The sequence below is a fragment of the Streptosporangium sp. H13245 genome (genome assembly GCF_055690525.1).
This window is the reverse complement of record NZ_JBSZKT010000026.1, coordinates 1-23,646: the sequence shown is the minus strand read 5'-3', so window position 1 is coordinate 23,646 and position 23,646 is coordinate 1. Positions and strand designations below refer to the sequence as shown.

Annotated in this window: 19 protein-coding genes and 2 pseudogenes; 11 read left to right on the top strand and 10 right to left on the bottom strand. The window is 69.5% G+C overall.

Annotated elements, in window-relative coordinates; all coding sequences use genetic code 11:
- Positions 1-188: 188 nt before the first annotated feature.
- The 3 genes from ACW9TB_RS27915 to ACW9TB_RS27905 form a co-directional block, all read right to left on the bottom strand.
- The gene (locus tag ACW9TB_RS27915; protein WP_472751035.1) at positions 189-1,367 is read right to left on the bottom strand and encodes a hypothetical protein; all 1,179 of its coding nucleotides are present in this window, start codon (positions 1,365-1,367) and stop codon (positions 189-191) included.
- Positions 1,364-1,837, bottom strand: a complete 474-nt coding sequence (locus tag ACW9TB_RS27910) for a SigE family RNA polymerase sigma factor (protein ID WP_472751034.1) — start codon at positions 1,835-1,837, stop codon at positions 1,364-1,366. The genes ACW9TB_RS27915 and ACW9TB_RS27910 overlap by 4 nt, the downstream gene beginning before the upstream one ends.
- 753 nt (positions 1,838-2,590) lie before the next feature.
- Positions 2,591-2,728 (bottom strand): hypothetical protein, encoded by a 138-nt coding sequence (locus ACW9TB_RS27905; protein WP_472751033.1) that lies wholly within the window; start codon positions 2,726-2,728, stop codon positions 2,591-2,593.
- A gap of 18 nt (positions 2,729-2,746) precedes the next feature.
- On the opposite strand from ACW9TB_RS27905, the gene ACW9TB_RS27900 reads away from it, so the two are divergent.
- A complete protein-coding gene (locus ACW9TB_RS27900) occupies positions 2,747-4,051 on the top strand; it encodes an alkaline phosphatase PhoX (protein ID WP_472751032.1) in 1,305 nt (434 codons plus the stop codon).
- A gap of 241 nt (positions 4,052-4,292) precedes the next feature.
- Here the strand turns inward: ACW9TB_RS27900 and ACW9TB_RS27895 are convergent, their stop codons facing one another.
- Positions 4,293-4,505, bottom strand: coding sequence for a hypothetical protein (locus ACW9TB_RS27895; RefSeq protein ID WP_472751031.1), 213 nt, complete (start codon positions 4,503-4,505; stop codon positions 4,293-4,295).
- A gap of 590 nt (positions 4,506-5,095) precedes the next feature.
- On the opposite strand from ACW9TB_RS27895, the gene ACW9TB_RS27890 reads away from it, so the two are divergent.
- The 8 genes and pseudogenes from ACW9TB_RS27890 (at position 5,096) to ACW9TB_RS27855 (ending at position 15,325) form a co-directional block, all read left to right on the top strand.
- On the top strand, positions 5,096-5,458 hold the full coding sequence (locus ACW9TB_RS27890; protein ID WP_066367953.1) for a nuclear transport factor 2 family protein: 363 nt from the start codon (positions 5,096-5,098) through the stop codon (positions 5,456-5,458).
- 564 nt (positions 5,459-6,022) lie between these two features.
- Positions 6,023-6,403 (top strand): FmdB family zinc ribbon protein, encoded by a 381-nt coding sequence (locus tag ACW9TB_RS27885; RefSeq protein WP_472751030.1) that lies wholly within the window; start codon positions 6,023-6,025, stop codon positions 6,401-6,403.
- A 2-nt stretch (positions 6,404-6,405) separates the two neighbouring features.
- Positions 6,406-7,329 (top strand): hypothetical protein, encoded by a 924-nt coding sequence (locus ACW9TB_RS27880; protein WP_472751029.1) that lies wholly within the window; start codon positions 6,406-6,408, stop codon positions 7,327-7,329.
- A 2-nt stretch (positions 7,330-7,331) separates the two neighbouring features.
- On the top strand, positions 7,332-11,603 hold the full coding sequence (locus ACW9TB_RS27875; protein WP_472751028.1) for a CHAT domain-containing protein: 4,272 nt from the start codon (positions 7,332-7,334) through the stop codon (positions 11,601-11,603).
- A 665-nt stretch (positions 11,604-12,268) separates the two neighbouring features.
- Positions 12,269-13,018, top strand: a pseudogene (locus ACW9TB_RS27870) (DUF6193 family natural product biosynthesis protein); the annotation flags it as partial.
- Between the two features lie 22 nt (positions 13,019-13,040).
- Complete coding sequence (locus ACW9TB_RS27865) at positions 13,041-13,739, top strand: recombinase family protein (protein WP_472751121.1); 699 nt, start codon at positions 13,041-13,043, stop codon at positions 13,737-13,739.
- 220 nt (positions 13,740-13,959) lie between these two features.
- Complete coding sequence (locus ACW9TB_RS27860; RefSeq protein WP_472751120.1) at positions 13,960-14,238, top strand: IS3 family transposase; 279 nt, start codon at positions 13,960-13,962, stop codon at positions 14,236-14,238.
- A 442-nt stretch (positions 14,239-14,680) separates the two neighbouring features.
- Positions 14,681-15,325 (top strand): DUF1345 domain-containing protein, encoded by a 645-nt coding sequence (locus tag ACW9TB_RS27855; protein WP_472751027.1) that lies wholly within the window; start codon positions 14,681-14,683, stop codon positions 15,323-15,325.
- 194 nt (positions 15,326-15,519) lie between these two features.
- Here the strand turns inward: ACW9TB_RS27855 and ACW9TB_RS27850 are convergent, their stop codons facing one another.
- From ACW9TB_RS27850 to ACW9TB_RS27840, 3 genes are all read right to left on the bottom strand, one after another.
- Positions 15,520-16,206, bottom strand: a complete 687-nt coding sequence (locus ACW9TB_RS27850; RefSeq protein WP_472751026.1) for a GOLPH3/VPS74 family protein — start codon at positions 16,204-16,206, stop codon at positions 15,520-15,522.
- Between the two features lie 230 nt (positions 16,207-16,436).
- Positions 16,437-17,171, bottom strand: coding sequence for a helix-turn-helix domain-containing protein (locus tag ACW9TB_RS27845; protein ID WP_472751025.1), 735 nt, complete (start codon positions 17,169-17,171; stop codon positions 16,437-16,439).
- 138 nt (positions 17,172-17,309) lie between these two features.
- Positions 17,310-17,672, bottom strand: coding sequence for an aminotransferase class I/II-fold pyridoxal phosphate-dependent enzyme (locus ACW9TB_RS27840; protein ID WP_472751024.1), 363 nt, complete (start codon positions 17,670-17,672; stop codon positions 17,310-17,312).
- Positions 17,673-18,005: 333 nt separating this feature from the next.
- Between ACW9TB_RS27840 and ACW9TB_RS27835 the strand changes: the two genes are divergently transcribed.
- Positions 18,006-18,953 carry a GlxA family transcriptional regulator gene (locus ACW9TB_RS27835; RefSeq protein ID WP_472751023.1) on the top strand — a complete coding sequence of 316 codons (948 nt, stop codon included), beginning with the start codon at positions 18,006-18,008 and terminating at the stop codon, positions 18,951-18,953.
- Between the two features lie 37 nt (positions 18,954-18,990).
- Here ACW9TB_RS27835 and ACW9TB_RS27830 read toward each other — a convergent pair whose 3' ends face one another.
- From ACW9TB_RS27830 to ACW9TB_RS27820, 3 genes and pseudogenes are all read right to left on the bottom strand, one after another.
- Positions 18,991-19,986, bottom strand: a complete 996-nt coding sequence (locus ACW9TB_RS27830; protein WP_472751022.1) for a zinc-dependent alcohol dehydrogenase family protein — start codon at positions 19,984-19,986, stop codon at positions 18,991-18,993.
- 812 nt (positions 19,987-20,798) lie between these two features.
- Positions 20,799-21,102, bottom strand: a pseudogene (locus ACW9TB_RS27825) (response regulator); the annotation flags it as partial.
- A gap of 414 nt (positions 21,103-21,516) precedes the next feature.
- Complete coding sequence (locus ACW9TB_RS27820) at positions 21,517-22,407, bottom strand: helix-turn-helix transcriptional regulator (RefSeq protein WP_472751021.1); 891 nt, start codon at positions 22,405-22,407, stop codon at positions 21,517-21,519.
- Between the two features lie 138 nt (positions 22,408-22,545).
- Here ACW9TB_RS27820 and ACW9TB_RS27815 point away from each other — a divergent pair, with 138 nt between their 5' ends.
- Positions 22,546-23,325, top strand: coding sequence for an NAD(P)H-dependent oxidoreductase (locus ACW9TB_RS27815; protein ID WP_472751020.1), 780 nt, complete (start codon positions 22,546-22,548; stop codon positions 23,323-23,325).
- The last annotated feature ends 321 nt before the right edge of the window (positions 23,326-23,646 follow it).

The window sequence follows — 23,646 nt, the reverse complement described above, 5'->3', positions numbered from 1 at the left end:
CGTGACGATCACGACTTCGGTCCTCACCGTACGCGGGCCAGGGTGTTCGGCGCCGCACGCCTCCTTCGTCGGCCCACGGCATCGAGCCAGCGGAAGGCCCAGGCGGTAGAGCACGGCAGCAGTGATCGGCAATCGCAACCGGGGACCCCCGACACGGCACCCCGAGTAGAGGGCCGCCTGGCAGTCATTCACCAGGCCGCTTCTATCGCCGGCGGCGGGGAGTCCGAGAGATGCGGATCTGAAGGCCCGTGGTAGAGCAAGGGGGTGACCCGTCCGTCGTCCAGCCTGCTCAGCGGGTAGAAGTTCCCTACGACCAGCAGGTGGCGCCCGGTAGCGTCGTAGCGGATCAGGTTCCACCAGGCGATGGTCTTGCCGTGGCGGTCCTCGCTGAGCAGCGTGCGAATCTTGCGGCCGTCTGTGACGGAGTACTCATCAATGGTGTAGCGATGCGGTTGCCGGCCGTCGGACAGATGGGTGCGGCCGATCAGCATGCTTCGCCCATCCGGGCTGATCGCCGAAGTCGTGGCCTCCTGCCCCGGGGCCACGACGCGGCTCCCTGCGAGCGTGGTGCCGGTGGCGGCGGTGTCCAGGACCCGGGCCTCGGATTTCACCACGAAACCGAGTACGCGGCGATCAGCCGCCCATGAGAGGTTCCTGATCTGTTCCGCGGCGCTCGTCGTCCAGGTGCGTCTCGTCCCCGCGGGCAGGTTGACGACCGTGAGCTGTGCTCCGGGACAAAAGCGCGGCGTCTTTCCCTGACCGCACACCTTGCCGTCGAGGCTGTAGGCCAGCTGAGTGCCGTCACCGGTGACGGCGAGGGAACTCGCGGTCGTGCCGGTCACCGCGGGGATCACGTCGCGGGCCAGTTCGGCCACGCTTCCCCGCTCATCGACCCGCACCCGATGAAACCAGGTGGTGCTCACCTGTGTCTGGCGGGATGTCACGCTCTGGGCGACGTAGAACGTCGTGCCTTCGCCGGTCCCGGCCAGCAGGTATCCACCGGGCTCCCGGAGGCTCCCCTCGGGGGCTCGGGGCAATCCGACCCGGCCTGTGATCCTCCCGGTTTGCGCGTCGCGGACTGTCACCCCGTCGTTGTGGGCGGCCAGCAGAAAACGCGGACCCGAGAGGGTCTTCGCTGCGGGCCCGGCCGGAGCCGAAGCGCGTATCCCGGCCACCGTAACGACGACCGCGCTTACGACGGCGACGACAAGGGCGGCCGCCAGCGGGATGGCCAGGACGAGTCCGCGCCGCGGCGCGATGACTTTTGCCCGCGCGCTCTCTTCGGCCGGGCGCAAAGTCTCGGCGCGGATCAGTTCGGCGCCGACGGCGAAGGCATCGCGGAGTCGATCTTCGGTCCGTGGGCTCATCGGTTCCCCTCCAGTTTCGCGGTGAGTGCCCTAAGGGCTCGGGAAATGGTCGACTTCACCGTTCCGCGGCTGACTCCCATGGCCTCGGAGATCTCCGCCTCCGACAGGTCGAGGTAATAGCGCAGCACCACGGCCTCGCGCTGGCGACGCGGCAGCGCACGCACGGCCAGGAACACCTCCCGGCGCGTCTCGCCCAGCAGGATGGCGGCCTCCGCCGACCAAAACGGTGTCTCCCGGTCACCGATGAACCTGCCGACGATCGCCCGCCGCCGATGGACCATGCGACACCCGTTCACCACGGCCGTCCGCAGGTAGGGCAGCACCCGATCATGGTCGACCAATCGGCTCCACCGACGATGGAGTGCCGCGAAGGCGTCCTGGACGACGTCCTCGGCGGTCTCCTGGCTCCCTACCAGCAAGAACGCCAAACGGACCAGGCCAAGCCGGTGGGCCAAGAACACCTCGGCCACGACGGCATCACCCGCGCTCTCAGCGGGCGGCCGCCCTGGTGGCGATGGTTTCGCTACCACTCGTTGAATCTCAGATGGCATACCTCTTCCATGCACAACCCACCGTCCAGGTTGCTCCGTAAGGCCAAAGTGACATTCACAGGTCTTTAACGAGGCGGTTCTGGCGCAAAGCCTGTGAAGTGGTGGCGGACGGTCACTGGGCCCGCCGAAGAGAGCATGCGCGTGTGATCGCGATTCTGTAACTCGGCGCGCACGATAACAGCCGCTTTGCCAGGTGTCGCCACGATGGCCGAAACCTCACCGGAAATGATCAACCTCTGCCCCAGGGCGAAGATCCATGATCATTCTCAGCGCCAGCCGCTGCTCCTGGATTCCTCAACCCCGGCGCCGACCGCGCACCTCAACGGCCGGATGACCGCGCGCGAGCGCTCACCCCGCCCGCGGACGAACGGGTGTACGCGGCATCGGCCGTGTCCGCTTCACCACCGGTGTCATCAGGCCGCTTCGTCGTGAACCGACTTCTGGGGCCGGGGTACGGCGTCACCCGCCCCGTCCGGCGGCCTCCGGCCGGAACCGCCGGGGAAGCCCTCGGCCGCGCGTGCGGTATCCACCTAAACGCCCCGAACACGTGGACATGGGCATGATCAGCCCTAATTCTTTGCCTCGATGTCGCCGTTCCATCACATGGATGAAGTGTTCACGTCGGTCCACAGGAGTTGGTTGACAAGTCATCATGGTTGTTTTGAACAGGAGTTAGCCCAGGTGTCTCCTTCTCGTCGTACCCTCCTCACCGGCGGTGCCGTCGGCGTAGGCCTTGCCGTCGCCGGTAGCCTCCCGTCCCTGGCCCAGTCCCACCCGGACCGGCCCCGCCCGCCAGCCGGGAGCGGCCACCCGCCCTTCCCGCCGCTCGTGGACGACCCCGACGGCATCCTGGCCCTGCCCAAGGGCTTCAAATACTCCGTGGTCACCAAGACCGGCGTCACTCGGCTCGACGGCGGTCAGGGAACGACCCCGTCCGACCACGACGGCATGGCCGTCTACGACGCCGGCCGCGACCGTTACACCCTGATCCAGAACCACGAGATCGACCCGGGCGCCAAGTTCGGCGTACCGCACGTCAAGGGCACTGTCTACGACCCCGGCGCCGTCGACGCCGGTGGCTGCACCGTGATCAGGACTGACCGCGCGGGCCGCAACCACGGCGAGTTCGTCGCCCTCTCCGGCACCATCGCCAACTGCGCGGGCGGGCCCACCCCGTGGGGGACGTGGCTGACCTGCGAGGAGGCCGAGGAGCGGGCCGGGGGTTCCTGGAAGGAGAACGGCAAGTCCGGAGTCTTCCAGAAGGACCACGGTTACGTCTTCGAGGTCTCGGCCGACGGCAAGGCGGACCCGAGGCCGATCAAGTGCCTGGGCCGCTACGCCCACGAGGCCCTGGCGATCGACAAGGACCGCACCAAGATCTACCTCTCCGAGGACGCCGACGGGCCCAACGGCCTCTTCTACCGCTGGACCGCGCCCCGCGGCGTCAAGCTCGGCCCCGGGGTGCTCACCCGCCTCGCTCCGGACGCCGGCGTCCTCGCCGCGATGCAGATCATCATGGATGACGGCTCGGTGCTGCCGGACGTCGCCTACCTGACCTCCGCCCAGCTGGGCCGCCCCTTCCCCGTACGGTGGATCGAGGTGCCCGAGCGCGACGCGCGGACCAAGACCGTGCGCGAGCAGTTCGCCGCCGGCCAGGTTACCCGCGGACGCAAGTTCGAGGGCGTGTGGGGCACCGACGAGGGCGTGTACGTGGTCAACTCCTACGCGTGGGACGAGGGTGACCTCCCGGCGGACGCGGCCCCGCACGACGGCATGGTCTGGTTCTACAACTACCGGGCCCAGACCATCCAGCTGGTGACGTACTTCCCGCACCAGACCGCGTCGGAGGAAGGCACGCCGACCAAGTACAGCGACCTCACCTTCGACGGCCCGGACAACGTCACCGTCACCCCGTGGGGAAGCCTCGTGCTCGCCGAGGACGGCTCGGGCGCCTCCCACGTGCTCAGCTCGATCCCGGGCGGCCCGACGTACGCGATCGCTCGTAACCAGCTCAACGACTCGGAGTTCTGCGGCCCGACCTTCACCGCCGACGGCAAGGTGCTCTTCGTCAACATGCAGGACCCCGGCCTCACCCTGGCCATCACGGGCCCCTGGGAGAAGTATTTGGGCTGACGAGCCCGATCGACCGGCAGAGGATGCGGAGCAGCTCGGTCCTGGCACGTTCGGTCCCACCAGAACAGGGTCCTGACCTGCCAGGACTGCTTCGCGCTGGTCGACCGCCTCGAGTCCTGGATCGAGCTCGACCTCGAGGGTGCCGTTGAACGCCTCGGCCGCCGCGTTGCCGGGCGCGCGGCCCGCCCGGTCCGTCGGCCGGACCGGGCGCGGACGGTTCGCCGGCCTCTCACCGGGCACCTCATGAACGGCGGACCAGTGCGCGAACGCTGACCGCGAGCCCGACCAGGCACCAGGCCATCAGCACCACCAGGTCGGGCCAGTTCACCCCCTGGCCGCCCGACACCAGCCCGGCACGCAGCAGGTCGCGGGCGGGCCGGAACGGGAGCACGTCGTGCACCGCCCTGAACCGGTCAGGCAGCTGACTGGCCGGGAAGGTGATCGGCGAGAACACTGGAGCCTCGACACCGTCACGCCGTGTCGAGGCCGGTCAGCAGTGCGGCTGCGGCCGCCCCGCTCCCCTGGCCGCGCACGGACGTGTCCGTGGCGACCAGGGGGGTGGCGGCGGCCGCGGTGAAGGTGGGGCGTGCGAGGGGCCGGTCGATTCCACCGTCCAGGCGACCGTCTCGATGGGGCCCTGCTGGGTCAGCTCGTTCAGTGCCGCACCCAAACCCCGCTACCTCGCTCGAAAGACAAATATCAAGATCAAATAAGTGAGTTATTCTCACTGACAGCACATGCAGATCTACTGACATCTCACGCAGGATGCCCAGGTGAGTGGCACTGACATCTCACTGCAGATTTGCATCCGCACTGTCTCACTGATGTGGTGAGCCGCTTGTCTCACGATCATGGCGGTTTCCTCACCTGCGGGGACTGACGGTCAGGATCGGTCGATCGACGGGGTGCTCGTCGAGGATGTAGCGGATGTGCTCGCTCGTGGTTCCGCTCACCGGCGATCGGAGTCCCTGGATCGGACTGCGAAGATCAGCCGAGCGTGAACGTCCTGGCGCGGATACGGCGCCGGCTGGGAGGGTGGGCCTCATGATGGAGGACTTGCGGGACGCCGAGCGCCGACTCCAGGCCGCGCAGCTCGCTGGAGATGTCGAGGCGCTGGATCGGCTGCTGGATGATCGGCTGATCTTTACCTTCGGCGCGAACGTTGCGACCAAGGCGGACGACCTGGAGCTGCACCGCACTCGGACGCAGGTGGTGACGAGGGTGGCCGAGGAGGAGTTGACCGTGCTCGCCGATGGGCGCACCGGGGTGACGTGGTTTCTCGGCACCGTCGAAGGGACCGTCTCCGGTGCGCCGTTCGCGGCCAGGATGCGCTACACCCGTACTTGGCTGTACGGCGAGACGCACGGCTGGCGAATCATCGCCGTGCACGCCAGCACGACCGATTGACATAGCCGACACGTTGTCCGGCGACCGACCAGCCGGATGGTCGCCGACGAGGTTCGACCGCCCCCGGGGGGGCGAGCCGACGCTGGAAGCCAGGCTATCCCTGCAAGACCAAGGACTGAATCTTGGTATCCCAGCTCCGGCCCATGCACGAAAGGATCAAAGCCAGAGGGATCAAAGACCCCTCTCACAGAAAGGCTGTCTCACCGATCTGGCACATGTGCCAGATCGGTGAGATCCTACAGCGCGGCTACAGGCCGACGTTTCGCATGCGGGTGTTCAGGTCGCAGACGCTGACCATGGCGCGCAGCGCGTCGATGCCGACCGGTGGGGCTTCGCGCTGGCAAGGTCGCGATGAATATCGCAGGCCCTCACGAGCGGGGGCGTCGAGGTCGTGATCGCGATGGTGGGTGTGCTCACGGCTGAGATGTCCACGATCCTCATCCTGTGGCCGCCCTCACGTCTTTGATGGCCCCCGGATCGCCATGGCCAAGATCACCCCCATGAAGGCCCGGTTGAAACGAGCGGCCCACCCGAACCGATATCAACGGAAGGAAGGGGGCCTCCGTGCGGGACGAGGAGATCGTGGCCGCGGCACAGGTGATCCGTACCCGGCTCGGCGTCCTTTTGGGCGAGGACGCGGCCGGAGTGGAGGAACGGCTGTCCGCCTTGCTGGCGCAGGCGATCGTCGATGTGGAGGCGGTCATCGAGCTCCTCGGGTGGCGCAAGGAGACCCGGGCGGCGATGCGGGAGGAACTGGCCCGGGCGCGGTTCGTCCCGAGGGAAGGGCCGCCCGGATACGCGGCGGTGGCCGGGCTCGGCGACCCCGCCGCGCCGATCGTCTACCGGTGCGAGGAGTGCGGATACACCTATCCCGTGTTCGAGGTGGGTGAGCCGGTGCCCGCGTCGTGCGATGAGGGACACGGCCCGCTGGTCAGGGTGGAGTGACGGTGTTCACGTCGGTGTGGACGCCGCTCGGAGGCAAGGTCGCCGACAGGTGGGCCGGGCTGCTCACCTCGCCGGTGATGGTCTTGTGGGGCGGTGGGCTGCTGGTCTGGGTGCACGGGCACGGCGGCCTGACCGGAACCACCTCGGGCTGGAAGGAACTGCGACGGCAGTGGCGGACGGCGTTCCCCGAGCCCGCCGCGCAGGTCGCCCTGCTCATCGGGGCGTTGCTGGTCGTCCTGGCATCGGCCCGGCTGCTGGAAAGCCTCACACTGCCGGTGGTGCGCCTGCTCGAAGGGTACTGGCCCCGGTGGGCGTGGCCGGTCAGCGCGGCGCTGACACGGATTCGCGGGCGCCGGATCGAGCGATCAGCGCGGCGGTGGCGCGACCTCGCGCTGCGCCGCGACGAGCTCACCGCGAGGGAACGCCTGCGTTTCTCCCGGCTCGACGCGGGCCGGGCGGCCGTCCCGGCGGTGCCCGACCTGCGCATGCCGACCGCGCTCGGGGATCTCCTGCGGGCGACCGAGCTCAGGATCCGCCTCCGCTACGGGCTCGACGCCGTCGCGTGCTGGCCGAGGCTGTGGATCCTGCTGCCGGAACAGGCACGCGCCGACATCGGCCAGGCACGCGCGAGGCTCGACGAGATGGCGCGGTTGTGGGCCGTCGGGGTCGCCCTGGCCGGATTCACGGTCCTCACCTGGTGGGCACTGCCCGCCGCGGCCGTCGTCGCGGCCGTGGCCCACCGGCTCCTGCGATCCGCGGCGGCCGACTACGCGATCATGCTCCAGTCGTGTTTCGACCTGCACCGCAGGATGCTCTACGAGGCGGTGGATCTGCCCTGGGAGATGCGGGCGGAGCCGGAGGACGGGCAGCGCATCACCGCTTTCCTCACCCGTGGTACGGCGCTCACCGTCGCCCGGGAGGGCTAGACGTGGACGTACGGGGGTGGACGCGGGCGAGCCGGATCGCCTGGCGGCTGATCCGCGGCCCGGTGCCGTCCTGGCCGGAGGTGGGGCGGCTCCTCGCCGATGAGCCCGCCGACGTCCTTGAGCGGCTGGAGAGACTCCTGCTGGTGGCGCTGCGCCAGACGCGCGCCCAGCCCGGCCAGGACCCCAGGGCCCTCACCTGGATGACGGACCTGTCCTGGACGGTTCAGACGCTGCGCCTGAGGGGTTCGCGTGAGACGCCCCGCCTGCCGATCGACGGGCTGCCGCTGGGCGTCTCGACCACGGTGTCCCATCTGTACGGGCCGCTGGAGGAACTCCTCAACGCCTCCGGCGCCGACCGCGCGGCCGCGATCCTGGCGGCCCATCCCGAGCTCCTCGGACCGCAGGTCGACGCGGCCCTCACCGAGTTCGCGTCCGCGCTTGAGGTCTACCGCAGGTTCGGGGAGGCCCACCGCGTCCGGCGTTACCTGGCCGGGTTGAGGGCGGGCGGCGTGTTCCATCCCGACGAGTTCATTCCCGCCGAAGCCGCCCTGCGCCGGGTCCGCGAACTGTCGGAGCGCTTCGGCCGGTTGTGCCGGGCAGCGCACGACCCCGCGGTGGCCGACGCCGCGATCGACGACGGCGAGCGGCTACTCCTCCACCCGCGGTGGCCGGGCCTCCACGACGAGGTCCGTATCCTGCACCTGCACGAACTCGCGAACGCCTACACCGACCGGTTCGAGCGCACCGGACGCACGAGCGACGCCGAACGCGGCGCGAAGCTCAACCGGGCCCTCGGCGACCACACTCCGCTCGACCACCCGGAACGGCCCGGCTACCTGGCCAATCTCGGCAAGTCCCTGCACGTCCTCGGCCAGATCGAGGAGGCCGTCCCGATTCTGCGTACGGCCGTCAAAACCGCCGGGCCGCGCTCGCCCCACCGGTTTTCGTTCCTCAACAGCCTCGGCAACGCCCTTCGCGACCTGTCGGCGCTCCACGACGACGACGTGACCCTCGACCGGGCGATCGCCGCCTGCCGCCTGGCGGCGTCCGAACAGGCGCGCCCCGACGCCCTCTACCCGACCTACGTCGCGAACCTGAGCCTGACGTCGCTGGCCCGGTACCGCCGTCGTCGCGACCCCGCCGACCTGAGCGCCGCGATCGAGACCGGCCGCGAGGCGGTACGCCTCGCCCCGGAAGATCACTACGTACGAGGACGGCTCGCCGAGACGCTGATCGACGCGGGCCACTACGGCGCCGCCCGCGTGATGATCGAGGAGGCGCTCGCCCGGGTCCCGTACGGGGCGGCCATCGGCGAGCACTACCGCGCGGTCCGCCAGACCCTGCGGGAGGTCCGCGATCCGGGCCCGCGGCCCGGCGATCCGGCGGCGGAGGCCCAGCGCGTCGTCGCCGTCGCGCTGGCGGAGGACTCCTCCGCCGCCGACCGCCGTGCCGCGCTCGACCGGATCGTCGAGGCGCTCCTTGCCGCGGTCTCCCGCGCCGGCTCACCTCAGGAGCGGAACGAGCTCCTTGACCGGCTGGCGTCGGCGTTTCACACGCGGTATCTGGAGTTCGACCGGCTTGAGGACCTCGACCAGGTCATCGGCATCAACGCCGCGCTGGTCCGGGACGAGGCGACGTCCGAGCGGCTGATCCGATGGGCCGCGCGGCTCTGCGACCGCTACCGGGAGGTGCCTGACGTCGAGACGCTACGCGAGGCCGTCGACGTCTACCGGCAGGCTCTCACCGCGTCTTCGCCCGACGAACCGGACCGCTGGGAGTACGCCCGGGAACTCGGCGACGCGCTCAGCATGCTTTATCGCGCCAGCGACGACGTGACCCTGCTCCGGGAAGCCGTACGCCTTCGGGCCGAAGCTCTTGGCGAGCTCACGGTGGACCACCCAGAAAGACCCTCGGTGCTGCTGGAACTCGCCGTCGACCGGTACGAGCTGGCCGCGCACGACCCGGCCACCACCGACGCGGATCTGCGCGGCCTCATCACCGAGGCGGGCCCCGACCCGGCGGCGCTGGCCGGCTTCGGCGACCGGCTCGTCGACCGCTATCTGCGGTACGGGCTCCCGGCCGACCTCGACAACGCGATCGTCCTGCTCCGGGGGGCGCTCGCCGGGACCGGCGACGACATCGAGGCGGTGTACCGGACCGCCCGGCTCGGCGGCGCCCTGCGCCTGCGGGCGACCGGCGCCACCCGGCCGAAGGACCTCCACGAGGCCGAGTTCCTGCTGCGCGACCGGCTCGCGACCACCACCACCCCCGGCCTGACCGCCCGGCTCGGCTTCGAGCTGGCCGGGACCCTGTACGAGGTGTACACGGCCACCGGCGACGCTACGGCCCTCGACGAATGCGTGCGCCTCGACGAGGAGGCGATCAGATCGGCGGGCCGGGCCAACTCCCAGTACATCGGTGGCCTGTGCACCGCGCTCATCACCCGGTACGAGCTTCTCGGCCGCCGGGCCGACCTCGATCGCGCGACCGCCCTGCTCCGGGAGGCGACCGCCCGGGAGCTGCCGCGAACCCCCAAAGCGGTCATGTTCAACACGCTGGGCAGTGCGTTGCGCCTGCGGGCCGAGGCCGAGGAGCGTCCGGAGTTGCTGGCCGCCGCCATCACGGCGATCCGCCAGGCGGTCGACCTCCTGCCCGCGACCGCGCCCTACCGGGCGCAGTACCTGGCCAATCTGGCCGGTCTGCTCGCCGTCCAGGACCGCGACGCGGGCGTTCTCGACGCCGCCGTCACCTCGGCCAGGGCGAGCCTGTCGGTCGCCCCATCGGACGAGGTCAGGGCCCGCCTGCGGCTCACGCTGGCCGATCTGCTGTCCGCCCGGGGCGACGACGAGGAGGCCGGGGCCGAGCTGGCCGCCGCGGCGCTGTTCGCCGACCCCGCCGTCCGGGCGCGCGCCAACCGCAAACGGGGCGACCTGCTGAGCGCGCGGGAGTCCTGGCGGCCTGCCGCCGAGGCGTACGCGGCCTGCGTCGCGGGTTTCAATGACGTGTTCGCGATCCAGCACACCCGCCACCACCGGGAGGCATGGCTACGGGAGATCTCCGGCGTGCCCGGCGCGGCCGCGTCGGCGTTCGTCAAGGCGGGTGACCTGGACGCCGCGATCGACGTCCTCGAGACCGGCCGGACCCGGCTGCTTACCCAGGCCCTCGCCGAATTCCCCCGTGACGGGGAACCGGGGCTGCCGCTGGTGCACCTGATTGCCTCAGGCGAGGAGTGCCTGGCCGTGATCACGCCCTCGGAGGGAGAAAGACACGCGCTCCACCTTCCCTGGGGCGGGTCGGCCCTGCTCGACCGGGCGCTGGAGTACACCACGGCCCTGGTCTCCGAGGACGACGACCACTGGGCGCGGGTCCTCGACGACACCACCGGCTGGCTCGGTGAAACGATCATGGGCCCGGTTCTCGACGCCGCTGGAACACCCGCCGCCCTGACGCTCGTCCCCACCGGCGGCCTGACGTTCCTTCCCCTGCACGCCGCGTGGACGGCCGACCCGGACGCTCCCGGCGCCCGCCGATACGCCCTCGACACCACCACGATCCGCTACGCCCCGAACGCCACGCTGCGGCCCGCGACTCCTCGCCCGCCGGGCTCGGCCCTGAGCGTGGCGGACCCACAACCCGTGACCGCGGGCCGCCTGCCCTACGCCGAGCTGGAGGGCAGGGGCCTGGCCGCCCTCCTGCCCCACACGGTGACCCTCCACGGTCCCGCCGCCGACAAGGACGCCGTCCGTGCCCACCTGCCGTCGGCCCAGCTCGTCCTGTTCTCCTGCCATGCGACCACGGACGTGCGCACCGTCGCCGACAACGGCTTCCTGCTCGCCCATGACGAGGTCCTCAGCCTGCGCGACTTCCTCGCCCTGCCGCTGACCGCCGACCTCGTCATCGCCTCGGGCTGCCAGACCGCCTTCCCCGACCTCTCCGCCCTCGACGAGGTGATCAGCCTCCCGACCGGTCTCCTTCAGGCGGGAGCCGGTTCCGTCCTCGCCACCGCGTGGAAGATCTCCGACGGCCCGTCGATGATCGTCGTCCTGGCGACGCTCCGACGGTGGCTCACCGATGACCTGCCACCCGCCGAGGCCCTGCGCGCCGCCCAGTCGTGGCTCCGCACCGCCACCACCACGGACATCCTCACCCGCTTCACCGACTGGTATCCGGCTGAGATCACCTTCCTGCGCCGTCTCCTGGCCTTCGAGGACCCCGACGCCGTCCCCTTCGCCCACCCCGTGCACTGGGCGGCCTTCGCCTTTCATGGTGGCTGACCCACAACACCAGCCCGGTCTCCGGCCTCGGTACTGGTGAGCTCGCCTCTTCGACTGTCACGAGTCGTCGGCCTCGACACGGAGGTTGCCCGGAAGCCACGTGCTGTGCGACAGAGTCACCGGGGCGGACGTAGCGGGTGTACCACCGGAATACGGCAGAATCGGCCCGCGAGCTGCGGAGTTGCTGGTCCGCGTTTGATCAGGGTGTCCCCCGTAGTGGTCTTCCTGATTGCGGTACCAGCGCTCTTCCTCATCCCTGTCCGCCCTGGCAGTGTCCAGGCATCGCCTGTACGTGGCACGATCCGGATCGTCGCAGATCACGTCCGCGACGGCGGCCCCGCGACATAGCGGTATGACAACGCCGTTCTTGACCTTGCCTGCCATGTGGACTGCGCGCTCCGACGACTCGCTCATGCCCGAGACGGTAGCGCGCAGGAATCTGACGATCACCCCCGTGGCGGACGCAGGCCGACAGATCCATCCAAAGCCCGCTCAGTATTCACAGCTACTTTCCGGCTGGTGACACGGACCCGAGTGGAGGGGCCGGAAGTCGGCTCCAGTACAGGCGGGTGGGGGCGCAATCGACCGGCTCCGCCCCCGCGACGGATCCAATCAGAACACCATGCCCAACCTGCTGGAACGAGCCGCCGATCCCATCGGATCCGATGTCCGCCTCCGCTTTTCGCCCCCTGCGATGGCCGCCACAGCACGCCGCACGGGCAGAAGATCGGAACATCATGAGCCGCGAACCAGACCCAGCCGTCCTCTACCCGGACGTGGCCGCCCACGGCAGTCTCGCCGCAGCGCTTCAAGCCGTGGCCGCTGACCAAGGCATGTCCCTCCCATTGGCCGTCACCCCGTCCGATCCACTGCGTCATGCCACGATCGCCAGCGTCGTCCCACATCGCCACGCGTCCTACGTCGTAGCGTGGCATCACGAACGGCGCTGGAGTATCTGGGGCTCGTCCAACAACAGGCTCATGATCTGCAGTGACACCAAGGACCTCCGTGAGCTTCCCCAAGTGATCCGCGGTTGGGCCGAGGGAGCCGGCCTCGACGAGATCGGGCAGGCTGCGCCCTTCGACCTCCTGACTGGACATTTCGAGGTCCCCGACAACAACGTTACCGACGTCATCGCCTCACAGTGGCAGTGGCTGCTGAAGGACGCCGACGACGCCGACTGGCCGCAGTACCAGGCGCTCATCGAGTCCGCCCACGCCGAGCGCAAGCTCCGCAGGCTCTACCCCTTCACCAGCCACTGGGCGCTGGGCTTCTCCCACACGCCCCACCACCCGTTCTCCCCGGCCTTCGTCTGGATCGAATCACCACGGGGAACCGGCGACTACATCATCAGGGAGGGGCGGAACAGCGCCGTTCTGCGCCACGTCACCACAGCCGCCAAAGCGATCGCCATCGCCGTCGGCCGACGCCGCCCGCCTGTTCCGCTCCGTCGCCGACATCCTCGCCCTGCGCCCCGTGCTCATCCGCCGCGGCCTGCACCTGCGGGTCGAATCCGGGCTCCTGTCGGGGATCGACCTGGCCAGCGACGATCCCAGCACCAAGATGACGGTCTCGGTCCTTGCCGCAGTACTGGAGTTCCAGCGCGACATGATCAGCGAGAACACCCAGGAAGGCGTCGCCGCCGCCGAAGCCTCCGCCAAGACCCTCGGCCGCCCCGCTGCTCTCGCCGCCGAACAGACAATCGCCGTCGTGGCGGCCTACCGGGAGGGCACCGCCGTCAAAGCCCTGGCCCGTCAGCACCGGGTCGCCCCCAAAACCATCCGTCGCGTCCTTGACGCCGCCCGTGCCCGCGAGCTGCCCGACCAGCTCGACACACCCCCGGCCATCCCCGACCAGGACCACCACCTGCCCATGCCTGACCAGCAAGTGGCACTCGACCTGCCCGGTCTGCTCGCCGACCGCCTGCGCATCGTCGGCGACGAGGCCGTTCGTCGCGTCATTGCCACCGGGCGAACTATCCGACGTGGCCAGGGCCACACGCTCCGCGTCACCGCCCCGCTCGCACTCCACCGCGCCGCACTGGAGCAGATCGCCGCTCTCGCCACCGCCGGACCGGCCGAACGCAAAGCACACCGCGTGTACGCCGCCCGCATCACGAACGCCGATCAGCAATGACTCTCGGCAACTGACCCCCGAAAGGCGATTCGAGGCCATCGCGGTGATGGCCACCGAAGGACTCCCCACCCAGGTCCGCTGCCGGATCATGAACGTATCGGAGTCGGGCTTCTACGCCTGGCGCAACCGACCGCCCTCTGGTCACCAACGCGCTCGGCATGGCCATCCATAACCGCACACCTCCGACCGGAACGCTGATCCACTCCGATCGCGGGGTTCAATTCACCTCCTGGGCGCATCCCCAGCGCGCCAAAGCCTCCGGTCTGGTGCCGTCCATGGGATCGGTGGCTGCTTCGCAGGCGCGGTCATCGAGTCGTTCTGGGGACGGATGCAGACCGAACTGCCCAACCGCAAGCAGTGGAAGACCCGCATCGCGCTGGCGAATGCGATCTTCGAGTACCTGGAGATCTTCCACAACCGGCAACGACGACACAGCGCCCTGGGGATGCTCACCCCCGTCGAGTACGAAATGCTCTGTCCGAACGTCCAGCCGGCATGAGAGTCAACCAAGCCGACTCCACCGAACTCGGGGTACATCACTCTATGAGTTGACTCCAGCCGCCGGTCAAGTCCGCTCCCTCGCCGGCGCTCGGTCGGCGGACTGGACAGCCGGCCGCGCGCCGGCCAGCGGTACCAGCCGAGATCCGGTCCCGACGGCGACCGGCGAGTAGTCGGTCTGCTGAAGCGATCCGCCGGGGTGCGCGAATTCGATGGGCATTCGCTCTCCCCGTCCTACTGCTGCTGCCTGCAGATGTCCCCCTGAGTCCAACCTGTGTTGTCGGAATGCAGTCAAGACAACGGCCGGTGGGACACGCGGATCCCGGCATGTGCGAGTTGACCATGTTGTCGGAACACGGTTTTCACTGATCCGCGTGGCCGTGCGGCGAAGGCTGGGCGGCCGTGTGAACGCATTGTCGAGGCTCAACCGGGGGATGCGAACGATGCACTGGTGGACCCGCGAGTCGTCACGACAGCTCCTGTCCGTGCCGGCGATCGTATTCGGCCTGCTCGTCCCCGGCGAGGTGGTGGTGAAATGGCTGGCCGCCTGGGATTTCTACGCCACGACGTATCTGGTACTTACCTGGCTGGCCTTCCGCGGCCGCACGCCGGGCGAATCGCGGGCGATGGTCTTGGCCAAGCGCCGCCGGAGCATGACTGACCGTCTGCTGGTCGCCGCGCCGGAACAGTTCTCGCAGGCGGCCGCGGCGACCGCGTTGGTGGCCACCGCCGTCGCGATCCCGCAGGCCCGGCAGTTCGGCGCGCCGCTGCCGGTGGTGCTCGCCGTGTGTGCCGTCGCGGTGCTCACCTGCTGGCTGGTGCTGCAGGCCGGCTTCGGCATGAGCTACCTCCGGATGTACGCCGAGCGCGGCGGCCTGGACTTCCCCGGGGAGGAGGAGCCGAACACCGTCGATTTCCTGTACTTCTCGGTCGCGGTCGGCACCACCTTCGGCACGACGGACGTCAACGTCACGCAGAGCCGGGTGCGCCGCCAGGTCCTGGCACACGGCGTCATGGCGTTCATGTTCAACACCCTGGTGCTCGCCGTGACGGTCACTTCCCTGAGCTCGTACGTCGCAAGGCCGTAACCGCCCGTCCCCCTCCGATGCCGCTGGGGCAGAGCGGCTGTCGTAGGCATCCGGTCACTGGGCGCACGCCCATGAGCGTGATCAAGGCGACGGCGTTAGCGTGAACCCTCGTCAGCGCATGATCGTCGTGTCGGTTCCCGGGGCCCCGCGCGACGCCCGCGCCGATCGGGCCGCCGAGCGCGAGGCGTGGTGGCTCACGACGAGGGAGTTCGCCGCACGGCGAGCGATCCGGACAGGGCCGAGCGCAGGCCCGGCAGGTCGCGGTCGATCCGGGCGGTCAGCGCGCGTACCGCGGGCTTGTGGCCTCTCAGATCCGCCCACCCGAAGACGGTGCTCACGTTTCCGTCGACCGCGAGCACGGCCAGCACGGCGTCGCCGATGGCCACCGGCTCGGGACCGGGCTCCCGTCGCACCGCGTCGCGTACCCGGGCGCGGAGAGTCTCCGCCGTCGCGGGATCGGTGACGTGGATCCGTTTCGTCCCGATGGGACCGAGGATCCGGCGATGCTCGATCGCGATGACTCCGGCGGCGACGAGCTGGTCACGGACGACCTTCTCGGCCTCGAACCATCGCTTCTCCAGTACGTCGAACCAGCGGCGTGGACGATCCGCCGGGACGTCGTCGAGCACCTGGGCGAGGAATGGGTCGAGCGGGGCCGTCACCGCGGCGTTCGTTCGTTCGGCCTTGCCGTCGTTGTCGCGCAGGTGGCCGGTGATGCACAGCTCGGCGAGTACGGCGGCGGACAGCAGCGACCCGCGGACCGCGGCGCTGTCGTCGTCGAGCTTCGCCTTCCCCGGCCGCAGGCTCAGAAGGAAGAGCCGCTGCGGCAGCGACAGGGGCCCCGACGCCGGCAGCGGACTGTTTCGCTGGGAGATCGACATGGCTCCAGTAGAAGGGCTGTGGTCACCACACAGTCCAGTCGAGTCGCAACGTGGTCGAGTCCCGCTCTCCGGTTGACCCTGTTCCGACAACACGTGCTCTGCCGGGGCGGCCGGCCCGTTACGTCATGGCGCGGGCGTTCGGTATCCCCGTGCACGCCGCCAACGGCCTCGGCCGCGCCGAGATCGTCGCCCAGACGATGCTTTTCTCTGACCGGCCCGTGCCGTCGTCCTCAGCCGCGGGCGAGGCGCAGTTGCCGCTGGGCGAGGACGCTGGCCCGGCCGAGCACGTCGACCTGCGCGGTGTTGTAGAGCGCGACCACGGCATCGACGAAGACCTGCTGGGTGACGTGCTCGCTCTTGGACAGGTGCCCGGCCGGGTCGCTCAGCCAGGGATAGTCGATGAGGTGCTGCACGAGGATCGGTGCGAGCCTCTCGGCGAGGTTCTGCCGGGTCACCTCGTCGGCATCGGCCGGTAGAGCGTCCATGTCGGCGTTGACGGGGTCGGTGTCGGCCTCGACCATGCGTCGCAGGTCCTGCAGCGCGTCGACGTCGTACAACTGGGTGAAGACGTGGATGAGCGAGCTGTCGGACGCGGACAGGCGGAGTGCGACGGACTCGAAGCCCGCGGGCGCATCGGCCGGGGCGCCGTCGCGCAGAATGACGGCGATGTCGGAGCGGGTCCTGCGTAGGCGCTCGACCTCGGCCAAGAGATCGACGTCGACTTGGCGCAGCACTTCCGCGGGGATGTCCCCGTCTGACCCGGCCGCGCCGATCTGAGACAGCGACACCCCGAGCTCCACGAGCCGCCGGATCCGCAGCAGGCAGACCAGATCACGGACGCCGTACTGCTTGTATCCGTTGTACCGGCGCTCCGGCTCATCGAGGAGGCCGATCCGATGGTAGTGCCGGACGGTGTTCACCGTGGTGCTGGCGAGCTCGGCGAGCTCCCGGGTGCTCCAGGACACGTCCGCCCCTTCCCGAATCAGGCCGGGCCTGATGGGCCTGGTGGTCGGCGGTGGGATCCACGCGATGATCTTCAATGTGGGTCTCCGGATTTGCCATCGTACTCCCACAACCGAGTCAGAACTTCTGTCCCGATCGGTCTACCACGAGGACGACGAGGCGTATGCGATCTGGCGCGAGGTGATCGGCTTGGCGCGTTCGTCGAACGCGGCCTGCGACTCCAGCGAGGCGCTGGCGGCGGCCTGCGAGAGGTTCGTCACCGCGAAGGGTGGCGTCGCCTTGCGGATCGAGATGGCCACCTCCGGGCGCGCGATGGCGTAGCCGACCCACCACAGCCCCGCGAGGCCGTACGCCTTGGAGAACGTCCGCAGCACGACGACATTGGGATGATCGGTGAGGGCCGCGAGGCCGCTCGCCGCCTCAGGGGCACAGACGAACTCGACGTACGCCTCGTCGACGACGACCAGGAGGTGCCCGGGCACCCGCTCCGGGAACGCCGTCACGACCGGGTGGGGTTGTCGGGCGTGCGCACCAGGACGACCTTGATGCGGTCGTTCACCGCGGCGGCCATCGCGTCGAGGTCGTGCGTCGCGTCCGGACGCAGCGGGACCCGGAGGGCCGTTGCTCCCGGTCAGATCGGCTGAGATCGGGGAGGAACGCACTCGACGCGTGGCTTGAGGAGTTCGACGGGGTCGTCGGCGACTGACCTGATCCGCATCATCCCTCGCGCGCTGCGGCGCCGTTGCCCGAGGCGGATGCGTACGGATGGCGGCAATGCGCACACATGCGAGGATGATGACGCGGTCGGCACGCGTCGACCGGATCGGAGCCGGGTGATGCAGCGACCGCATCAGGTGGTGGTTCTCGTACTCGACGGGGCGCTCCCGCTGGACGTCGGGATCCCGGCGGAGGTGTTCCATCCGGAGTCGGGGTTCCCCTACGAGGTGTCGGCCTGCGGGGTCACCGCCGGAACGGTGCCGTCCCACGGAGGCTTCGGCTACGCGGTCCCGCGGGGCCTGGACGCACTGGCCGACGCGGACACGATCGTCGTCCCGGGGTACGCTCCGGCGGGTCGGCCGATACCGGCGCAGGTGCGCGAAGCGCTCCGGAGCGCCGCGTCCCGCGGGGCACGCATCGCGTCGATCTGCTACGGCGCGTTCGCCCTCGCGGATGCCGGCCTGCTCGACGGCCTGCGGGCGACGACGCACTGGGACGCGGCGGAGAAGCTCGCGGAGCGGCATCCGCAGATCACGGTCGAGCCGAACGTGCTCTTCGTCGACGAGGGACCCATCCTCACCTCGGCGGGGGCCGCCGCCGGTCTCGACCTGTGCCTGCACATCGTTCGGCGCGACCTCGGCGTGAGCGCGGCGAACGAGATCGCACGAGGACTCGTCACCGCGCCCTACCGGACCGGGGGGCAGGCCCAGTACCTGCCGAAGACCAGCTCGGCAGCCCATGGCGAAACCCTCGCCGCGACGCGCGAATGGGCCATGACGCGGCTCGACCAGCAGCTCACGATCGCCGGACTCGCCGCACACGCGCGGATGTCGCCCCGCACGTTCCTGCGCCGCTTCGCCGAAGAGACCGGCAGCACCCCGCTGCAGTGGATCCTGCGGGCGCGGGTCGACACCGCCCGCGAACTCCTGGAGAGCACGAGGTTGCCGATCGACCGCATCGCGGACCAGGTCGGCCTGGGAACCGGATCGAACCTCCGACTGCATTTCCGCCGGCTCCTGGATGTGTCCCCCTCGGAGTACCGCGCCACCTTCTCCGGGCGGAGCTGACCACCGCGATCACCGCCCGAGTGCCTGGAGCGTTCCGCTACGGGATGCGAGGAGGAAGCGCGACGGTTTCGCCCGCCACATCGATCGCGACCTTGCCGCGGAGTGCGTACGAGCGCCTGTTCTCCAGGAGTTCGTGAGCCTCGCCCATTCGAGCGAGCGGGAGAGTCGCGCCGATGACCGGCTTCACGAGACCGCGCTCGACCAACGTGGTGAGCGCGTCCAGCTTTCCTCGGTTCTGTCGTGTGAAGACGAAGTGATAGGCGGCGTTCCTGTCCCACGCCTCGATGAGGTTCTGCGGCTGCGCGATGTCGACGATGCTGATGACGCGTCCGAAGTCGGCGAGCGTCAGCGGGCTTCGTGTGAGCGTGTCGCCACCGATCGTGTCGAAGACGACCTCGACCCCCTTGCCTCGCGTCAGCTCGGCCACGGCGTCGACGTAGTCCGTCGAAGTGAAGTCGATCGCCGTATCCGCTCCGAGAGAGCGCACGAACTCATGGTCGCCGGCTTTCGCGGTGGTGATCACTCGTGCGCCGATCGCCTTCGCGATCTGGATCGCGATCGTGCCGACACCGCCCGCGCCTCCATGGATGAGGATCGTCTCCCCCACGGTGAGCTGAGCCCGCGTCACCAGGGCCTCCCAGACCGTTCCGCCGACGAGAGTCAGGCTCGCCGCCTCCAGGTGACTGAGATTCTCCGGCTTCCGGCCGACGAGGCCGACGTCGGCGACGTGCTGCTCGGCGTAGGAACCGGGGCCGCCGAAGATCCGGGGCGTGTAGTACACCGCATCGCCGGCGCGGAACTCGGTCACGTGGGATCCGACTTCCTCGATCACGCCGGAGACGTCGTGCCCGATGATCGCCGGGAGCGGCACATGATCCGCGTAGTCTCCGCGACGGATCTGATAGTCGAGCGGGTTGACGGCGGTCGCGTGGACGCGCACCCGTACCTGGCGGGGTTCGACGTGCGGTACGGAGACGTCGCGCAGCTCGAAAGCATCGGCCCCTCCGAAACGGGTGAGCACGACGGCCTTCATCGGATCAGTCATATCGGTGTTCCTCATCGTGGTTCTGGGTGCGCGACGCGCCGGGATGGGCGGTTGTCTCTCAGGGTCGCGCGCACGATCCCCACACTCCAGTGGCGGCAATGCCAATATCCGCGAGGATAGTGACACGCCTGCTGCACGGTGCCCGGGCGACGCAATGGCCCTTGGGGGCTGGATCCGGCGCTAAGGGTGTTCTTCTGGCTCACCTCAGACCGGCTCAATAAGCATCGGGCGGCGTACGCGTCGCGGCTCCAAGTCGTCCCCATCCTGGACGCGACCGCATCACGGCGACCGGGCGGCGGTCAGCGCCATTAACAGCGGGTACGCCCTCAGGAAGCCCGCGCCCCGGGGGCGGCGACGTTTGTCCCCTACCCGCAATGGGCTGAGTCGGGGTGGGTGAGCGAAGCGGTCGCGCTCGGCACCAAGAAGCGCCGCAGGTCGTACCCGCCGGTGGAGCTGACGATCGTGGGGGCGATCCCCGACATCATGCGGTACGTGACCGCCACGTCCCGGCTCGCAGGCGATGAGCAGTTCACAGGAAAGCATCCGGGCTCTGACGGCCCGGCTCCATCGCTGGCCCCCCTCACCCCGCCTCGGATCCGATTCCTGACAATCCTTCCGCTGGTGCGCAGACGACTGTCCAGTCCGGAGCGGACGAGCGCAGAGAGGATCATCCCACCGATTGGTGCGACGGCGTGGCCCCTTGTCCGGGTTGCCCCGGTCTACGGGTTGCTGTCCGCGCTGCCGCCGGGCGCGGGTGCGGCGCCGGGCTGCGCTGCGGCCCGGTCGGCGTGGCGGCCGACCGCCTGCAAGGCGGCCATCGCCTCGGGATCCATGACGGCCACCGTCGGCCACCCGGCGCAGGCCGTCGACGAACTCGCTGACCCGGCTCACCCGGTCCTTGAGGAGGTAGCCGACGCCGCCCCGGCCGTCGGAGAGGAGTTCGCGCGCGTAGACGTTCTCGACGTACTGCGACAGGACGAGCACCGGCATGCCGGGATGCGCGCGCCGGATCTCCAGGGCGGCTCTGATGCCCTCGTCGCGGAAGGACGGAGGCAGCCTGACGTCGACGATCAGCACGTCCGGCCGGTGGCGATCCGCGGCGTCGACGAGGCCGAGACCCGTCCGCGTCGACGAGTCGTGGTCGCACTTCGCTCAACTGCAGCCAGGCGGCCCGGTTCTTGCCTGTGCCGTGACCGCGTTCGGTGTTGACCTTCTCATCACCGCTGCGCCGGTAGTGGTCCACGACCTTCTTCCAGTCCTGGTCCTGGTAGTCCTGCGAGGACCAGACGCTGGCCATGAACACCGCTCCCAGGCAGTCGGCCTGCAGCTCCAGGCGGCGGCTTTGGGCCAGTGCTTCCGCCTTGGTGGGAGCCGGCATGGCTCACCGAGATGACTGGATCTCCTCAGCCCCGACGCAGGGGTTCTCCAGCGGGTCCGCTCGGTCTGCATGCGGGGAGAGCGGTGCTCGCTGAGTTGAGGTAGTGGATCTTTCCCTTGCGGCCGGGGACCGGAAAGCCGTCAGTGTTGAGGCGTTCCCGGCGGTGAGTGGGGAGCGCTGAGTTGCTCGCGGACCTGAGCGTTCACTGTGGGATGCGTGTCACCGCTGTCCGCGCTCAGGCCCGCGAGCAGGCGCAGCCCGTCCTCGGCGGGGCTTCCGGGGGCCGCGGACAGCACCAGCAGCTCAATGCCCGATTTGTCCGGTAGTGAAAAGTTTTCCTGATGCAGTTCCAGCAGTCCGACCAGCGGGTGCCGGTACGCCTTGCGTCCATGGGTGCGGGCGCGCACGTCCGCGCGGGCCCAGAGGCGGCGGAAGCGCTCACTGCCCATCGCCAGCTCGCCGATGAGCGAGGCCAGGCGGGGGTCCTCGGGGTATTTGCCGGCTGCCAGGCGCAGGTGCCCGACCACGTCGAGGGTGCATTTCTCCCAGTCCGCGTAAAGGCCGCGCTCGGCCTCCTCAAGGAAGATGTGCCGGGCGGTGTTCAGGCCCGGCATCGGCCGGCCGAAGAGGAGCCCGGCGAGGCGGTTCCCGGCGAGCACGTCCAGGCGGTGGTCCATGATCAGCGCGGGTGCGTCGGCGACCAGGTCGAGGACGCGCAGCAACTCCGGCCGGACCCGCCCGCCCGGCGCCTTCGCGCGGCGGCGGCGCTGCCGGGCGAGCCGGTAGAGGTGCCCGCGTTCGGTCTCGTCGAGACCGAGGACGCGGGCGAGCGCGTCGAGGACCTGCTCGGAGGGCTGGGTCGCGCGGCCCTGCTCCAGGCGTACGTAGTAGTCGACGCTGACTCCGGACAGGTGCGCGACCTCTTCGCGGCGCAGCCCTTCGACCCGGCGGCGGCTGTCGACGGGGATGCCGGCGGACGCCGGGTCGACCCGGGAACGCCGGGTCCGCAGGAAGCCCGCGAGATCGTCCATGCCCCCACTATGGCCTCGGTGGTGCCCGTGAAGGTGGTCCTGCCGTTACCAGGAAGTCCCGTCCGATGGAAGAGGCGCCCCTGAACGCCAGGCGCCGCGGCTCCCAGAATCGAAGCCACCCGATCCGAGGGAGTTCCCATGAAGACGCTGATCGTCTACGCCCACCCGGAGCCAAAGTCGCTCAACAGTTCGCTGAAGGACCTCGCGGTGTCCACATTGGAGACCGCCGGGCACGAGGTACAGGTGAGCGATCTGTACGCGATGAACTGGAAGGCGATCGTGGACGCCGCGGACTACGGCCCCGACGCCTCAAGTCCGCTGAAGGTCGCTTTGGACTCGGGCCGGGCCTTCGACGCCGGGACGCTCACCCCGGACGTCCTCGCCGAGCAGGAGAAGCTGCTGTGGGCCGACACGATCATCTTCCAGTTCCCGCTGTGGTGGTACGCGATGCCCGCGATCCTCAAAGGCTGGGTGGACCGGGTGTTCACCTACCACTTCGCGTACGGCGTCGGCGAGCACAGCGACACCGGGTACGGCGAGCGCTTCGGCGAAGGTACCCTCGCGGGCAGGAAGGCTCTGCTGTCGGTGACCGCCGGCGGCCCGGAGTCGCATTACGCCGCTCGCGGGATCAACGGCCCCATCGACGATCTGCTGTTCCCGATCCACCACGGCATCCTCTACTACCCGGGCATCGAGGTGCTGCCGCCGTTCGTGCTGTACGGCACCGACCGGATGACCGGCGAGGACTACCCTGACGTCGCCAAGGCCTGGGAGCAGCGCCTGCTCACCCTGGAGTCGACCGAGCCGATCGCGTTCCGGCGGCAGAACTTCGGCGACTACGAGATCCCCTCGCTGCACCTGAAGAAGGGACTGGAGCCCGCGGGCCGAACGGGATTCGGGCTGCACGTGCGCGGCTAACCCGGGTGGTGGTCATATCCGGCCGAGATTTCCCGCTCGCAGTCCGGCCGCTGTTCTCGGAAGTGTCGAGCTGGCCGTACGTCTCGCTCCGGCTCTCGTTCTCGGAAGCCCTCCCGATGAGAGCTTCCGAGAAGATGGTCTTCTCGGAAGCCTCTGGCCTGCGATGGCGGCCGGTAACGGGAGTTTTTGGCCGGATATGACATACGCCGACGCCCGCGAGGAGGAGTGCGTGTGACGCGCGGTGCTGTTTGGCAGGGTTTCAGCGACGTTATTTGGCAGAGTCAGTTGGTGCCGATGACGAGGGCGTCCCGTGCGGCATCG

Excerpts from the sequence above, each read along its gene's own strand:
- ACW9TB_RS27830 (WP_472751022.1), bottom strand. The coding sequence starts at position 19,986 with ATGAAGGCCGTCGTGCTCACCCGTTTCGGAGGGGCCGATGCTTTCGAG.
- ACW9TB_RS27915 (WP_472751035.1), bottom strand. The coding sequence starts at position 1,367 with ATGAGCCCACGGACCGAAGATCGACTCCGCGATGCCTTCGCCGTCGGC.
- ACW9TB_RS27820 (WP_472751021.1), bottom strand. The coding sequence starts at position 22,407 with ATGGACGATCTCGCGGGCTTCCTGCGGACCCGGCGTTCCCGGGTCGAC.
- ACW9TB_RS27815 (WP_472751020.1), top strand. The coding sequence starts at position 22,546 with ATGAAGACGCTGATCGTCTACGCCCACCCGGAGCCAAAGTCGCTCAAC.
- ACW9TB_RS27855 (WP_472751027.1), top strand. The coding sequence starts at position 14,681 with ATGCACTGGTGGACCCGCGAGTCGTCACGACAGCTCCTGTCCGTGCCG.
- ACW9TB_RS27835 (WP_472751023.1), top strand. The coding sequence starts at position 18,006 with ATGCAGCGACCGCATCAGGTGGTGGTTCTCGTACTCGACGGGGCGCTC.
- ACW9TB_RS27850 (WP_472751026.1), bottom strand. The coding sequence starts at position 16,206 with ATGTCGATCTCCCAGCGAAACAGTCCGCTGCCGGCGTCGGGGCCCCTG.
- ACW9TB_RS27890 (WP_066367953.1), top strand. The coding sequence starts at position 5,096 with ATGATGGAGGACTTGCGGGACGCCGAGCGCCGACTCCAGGCCGCGCAG.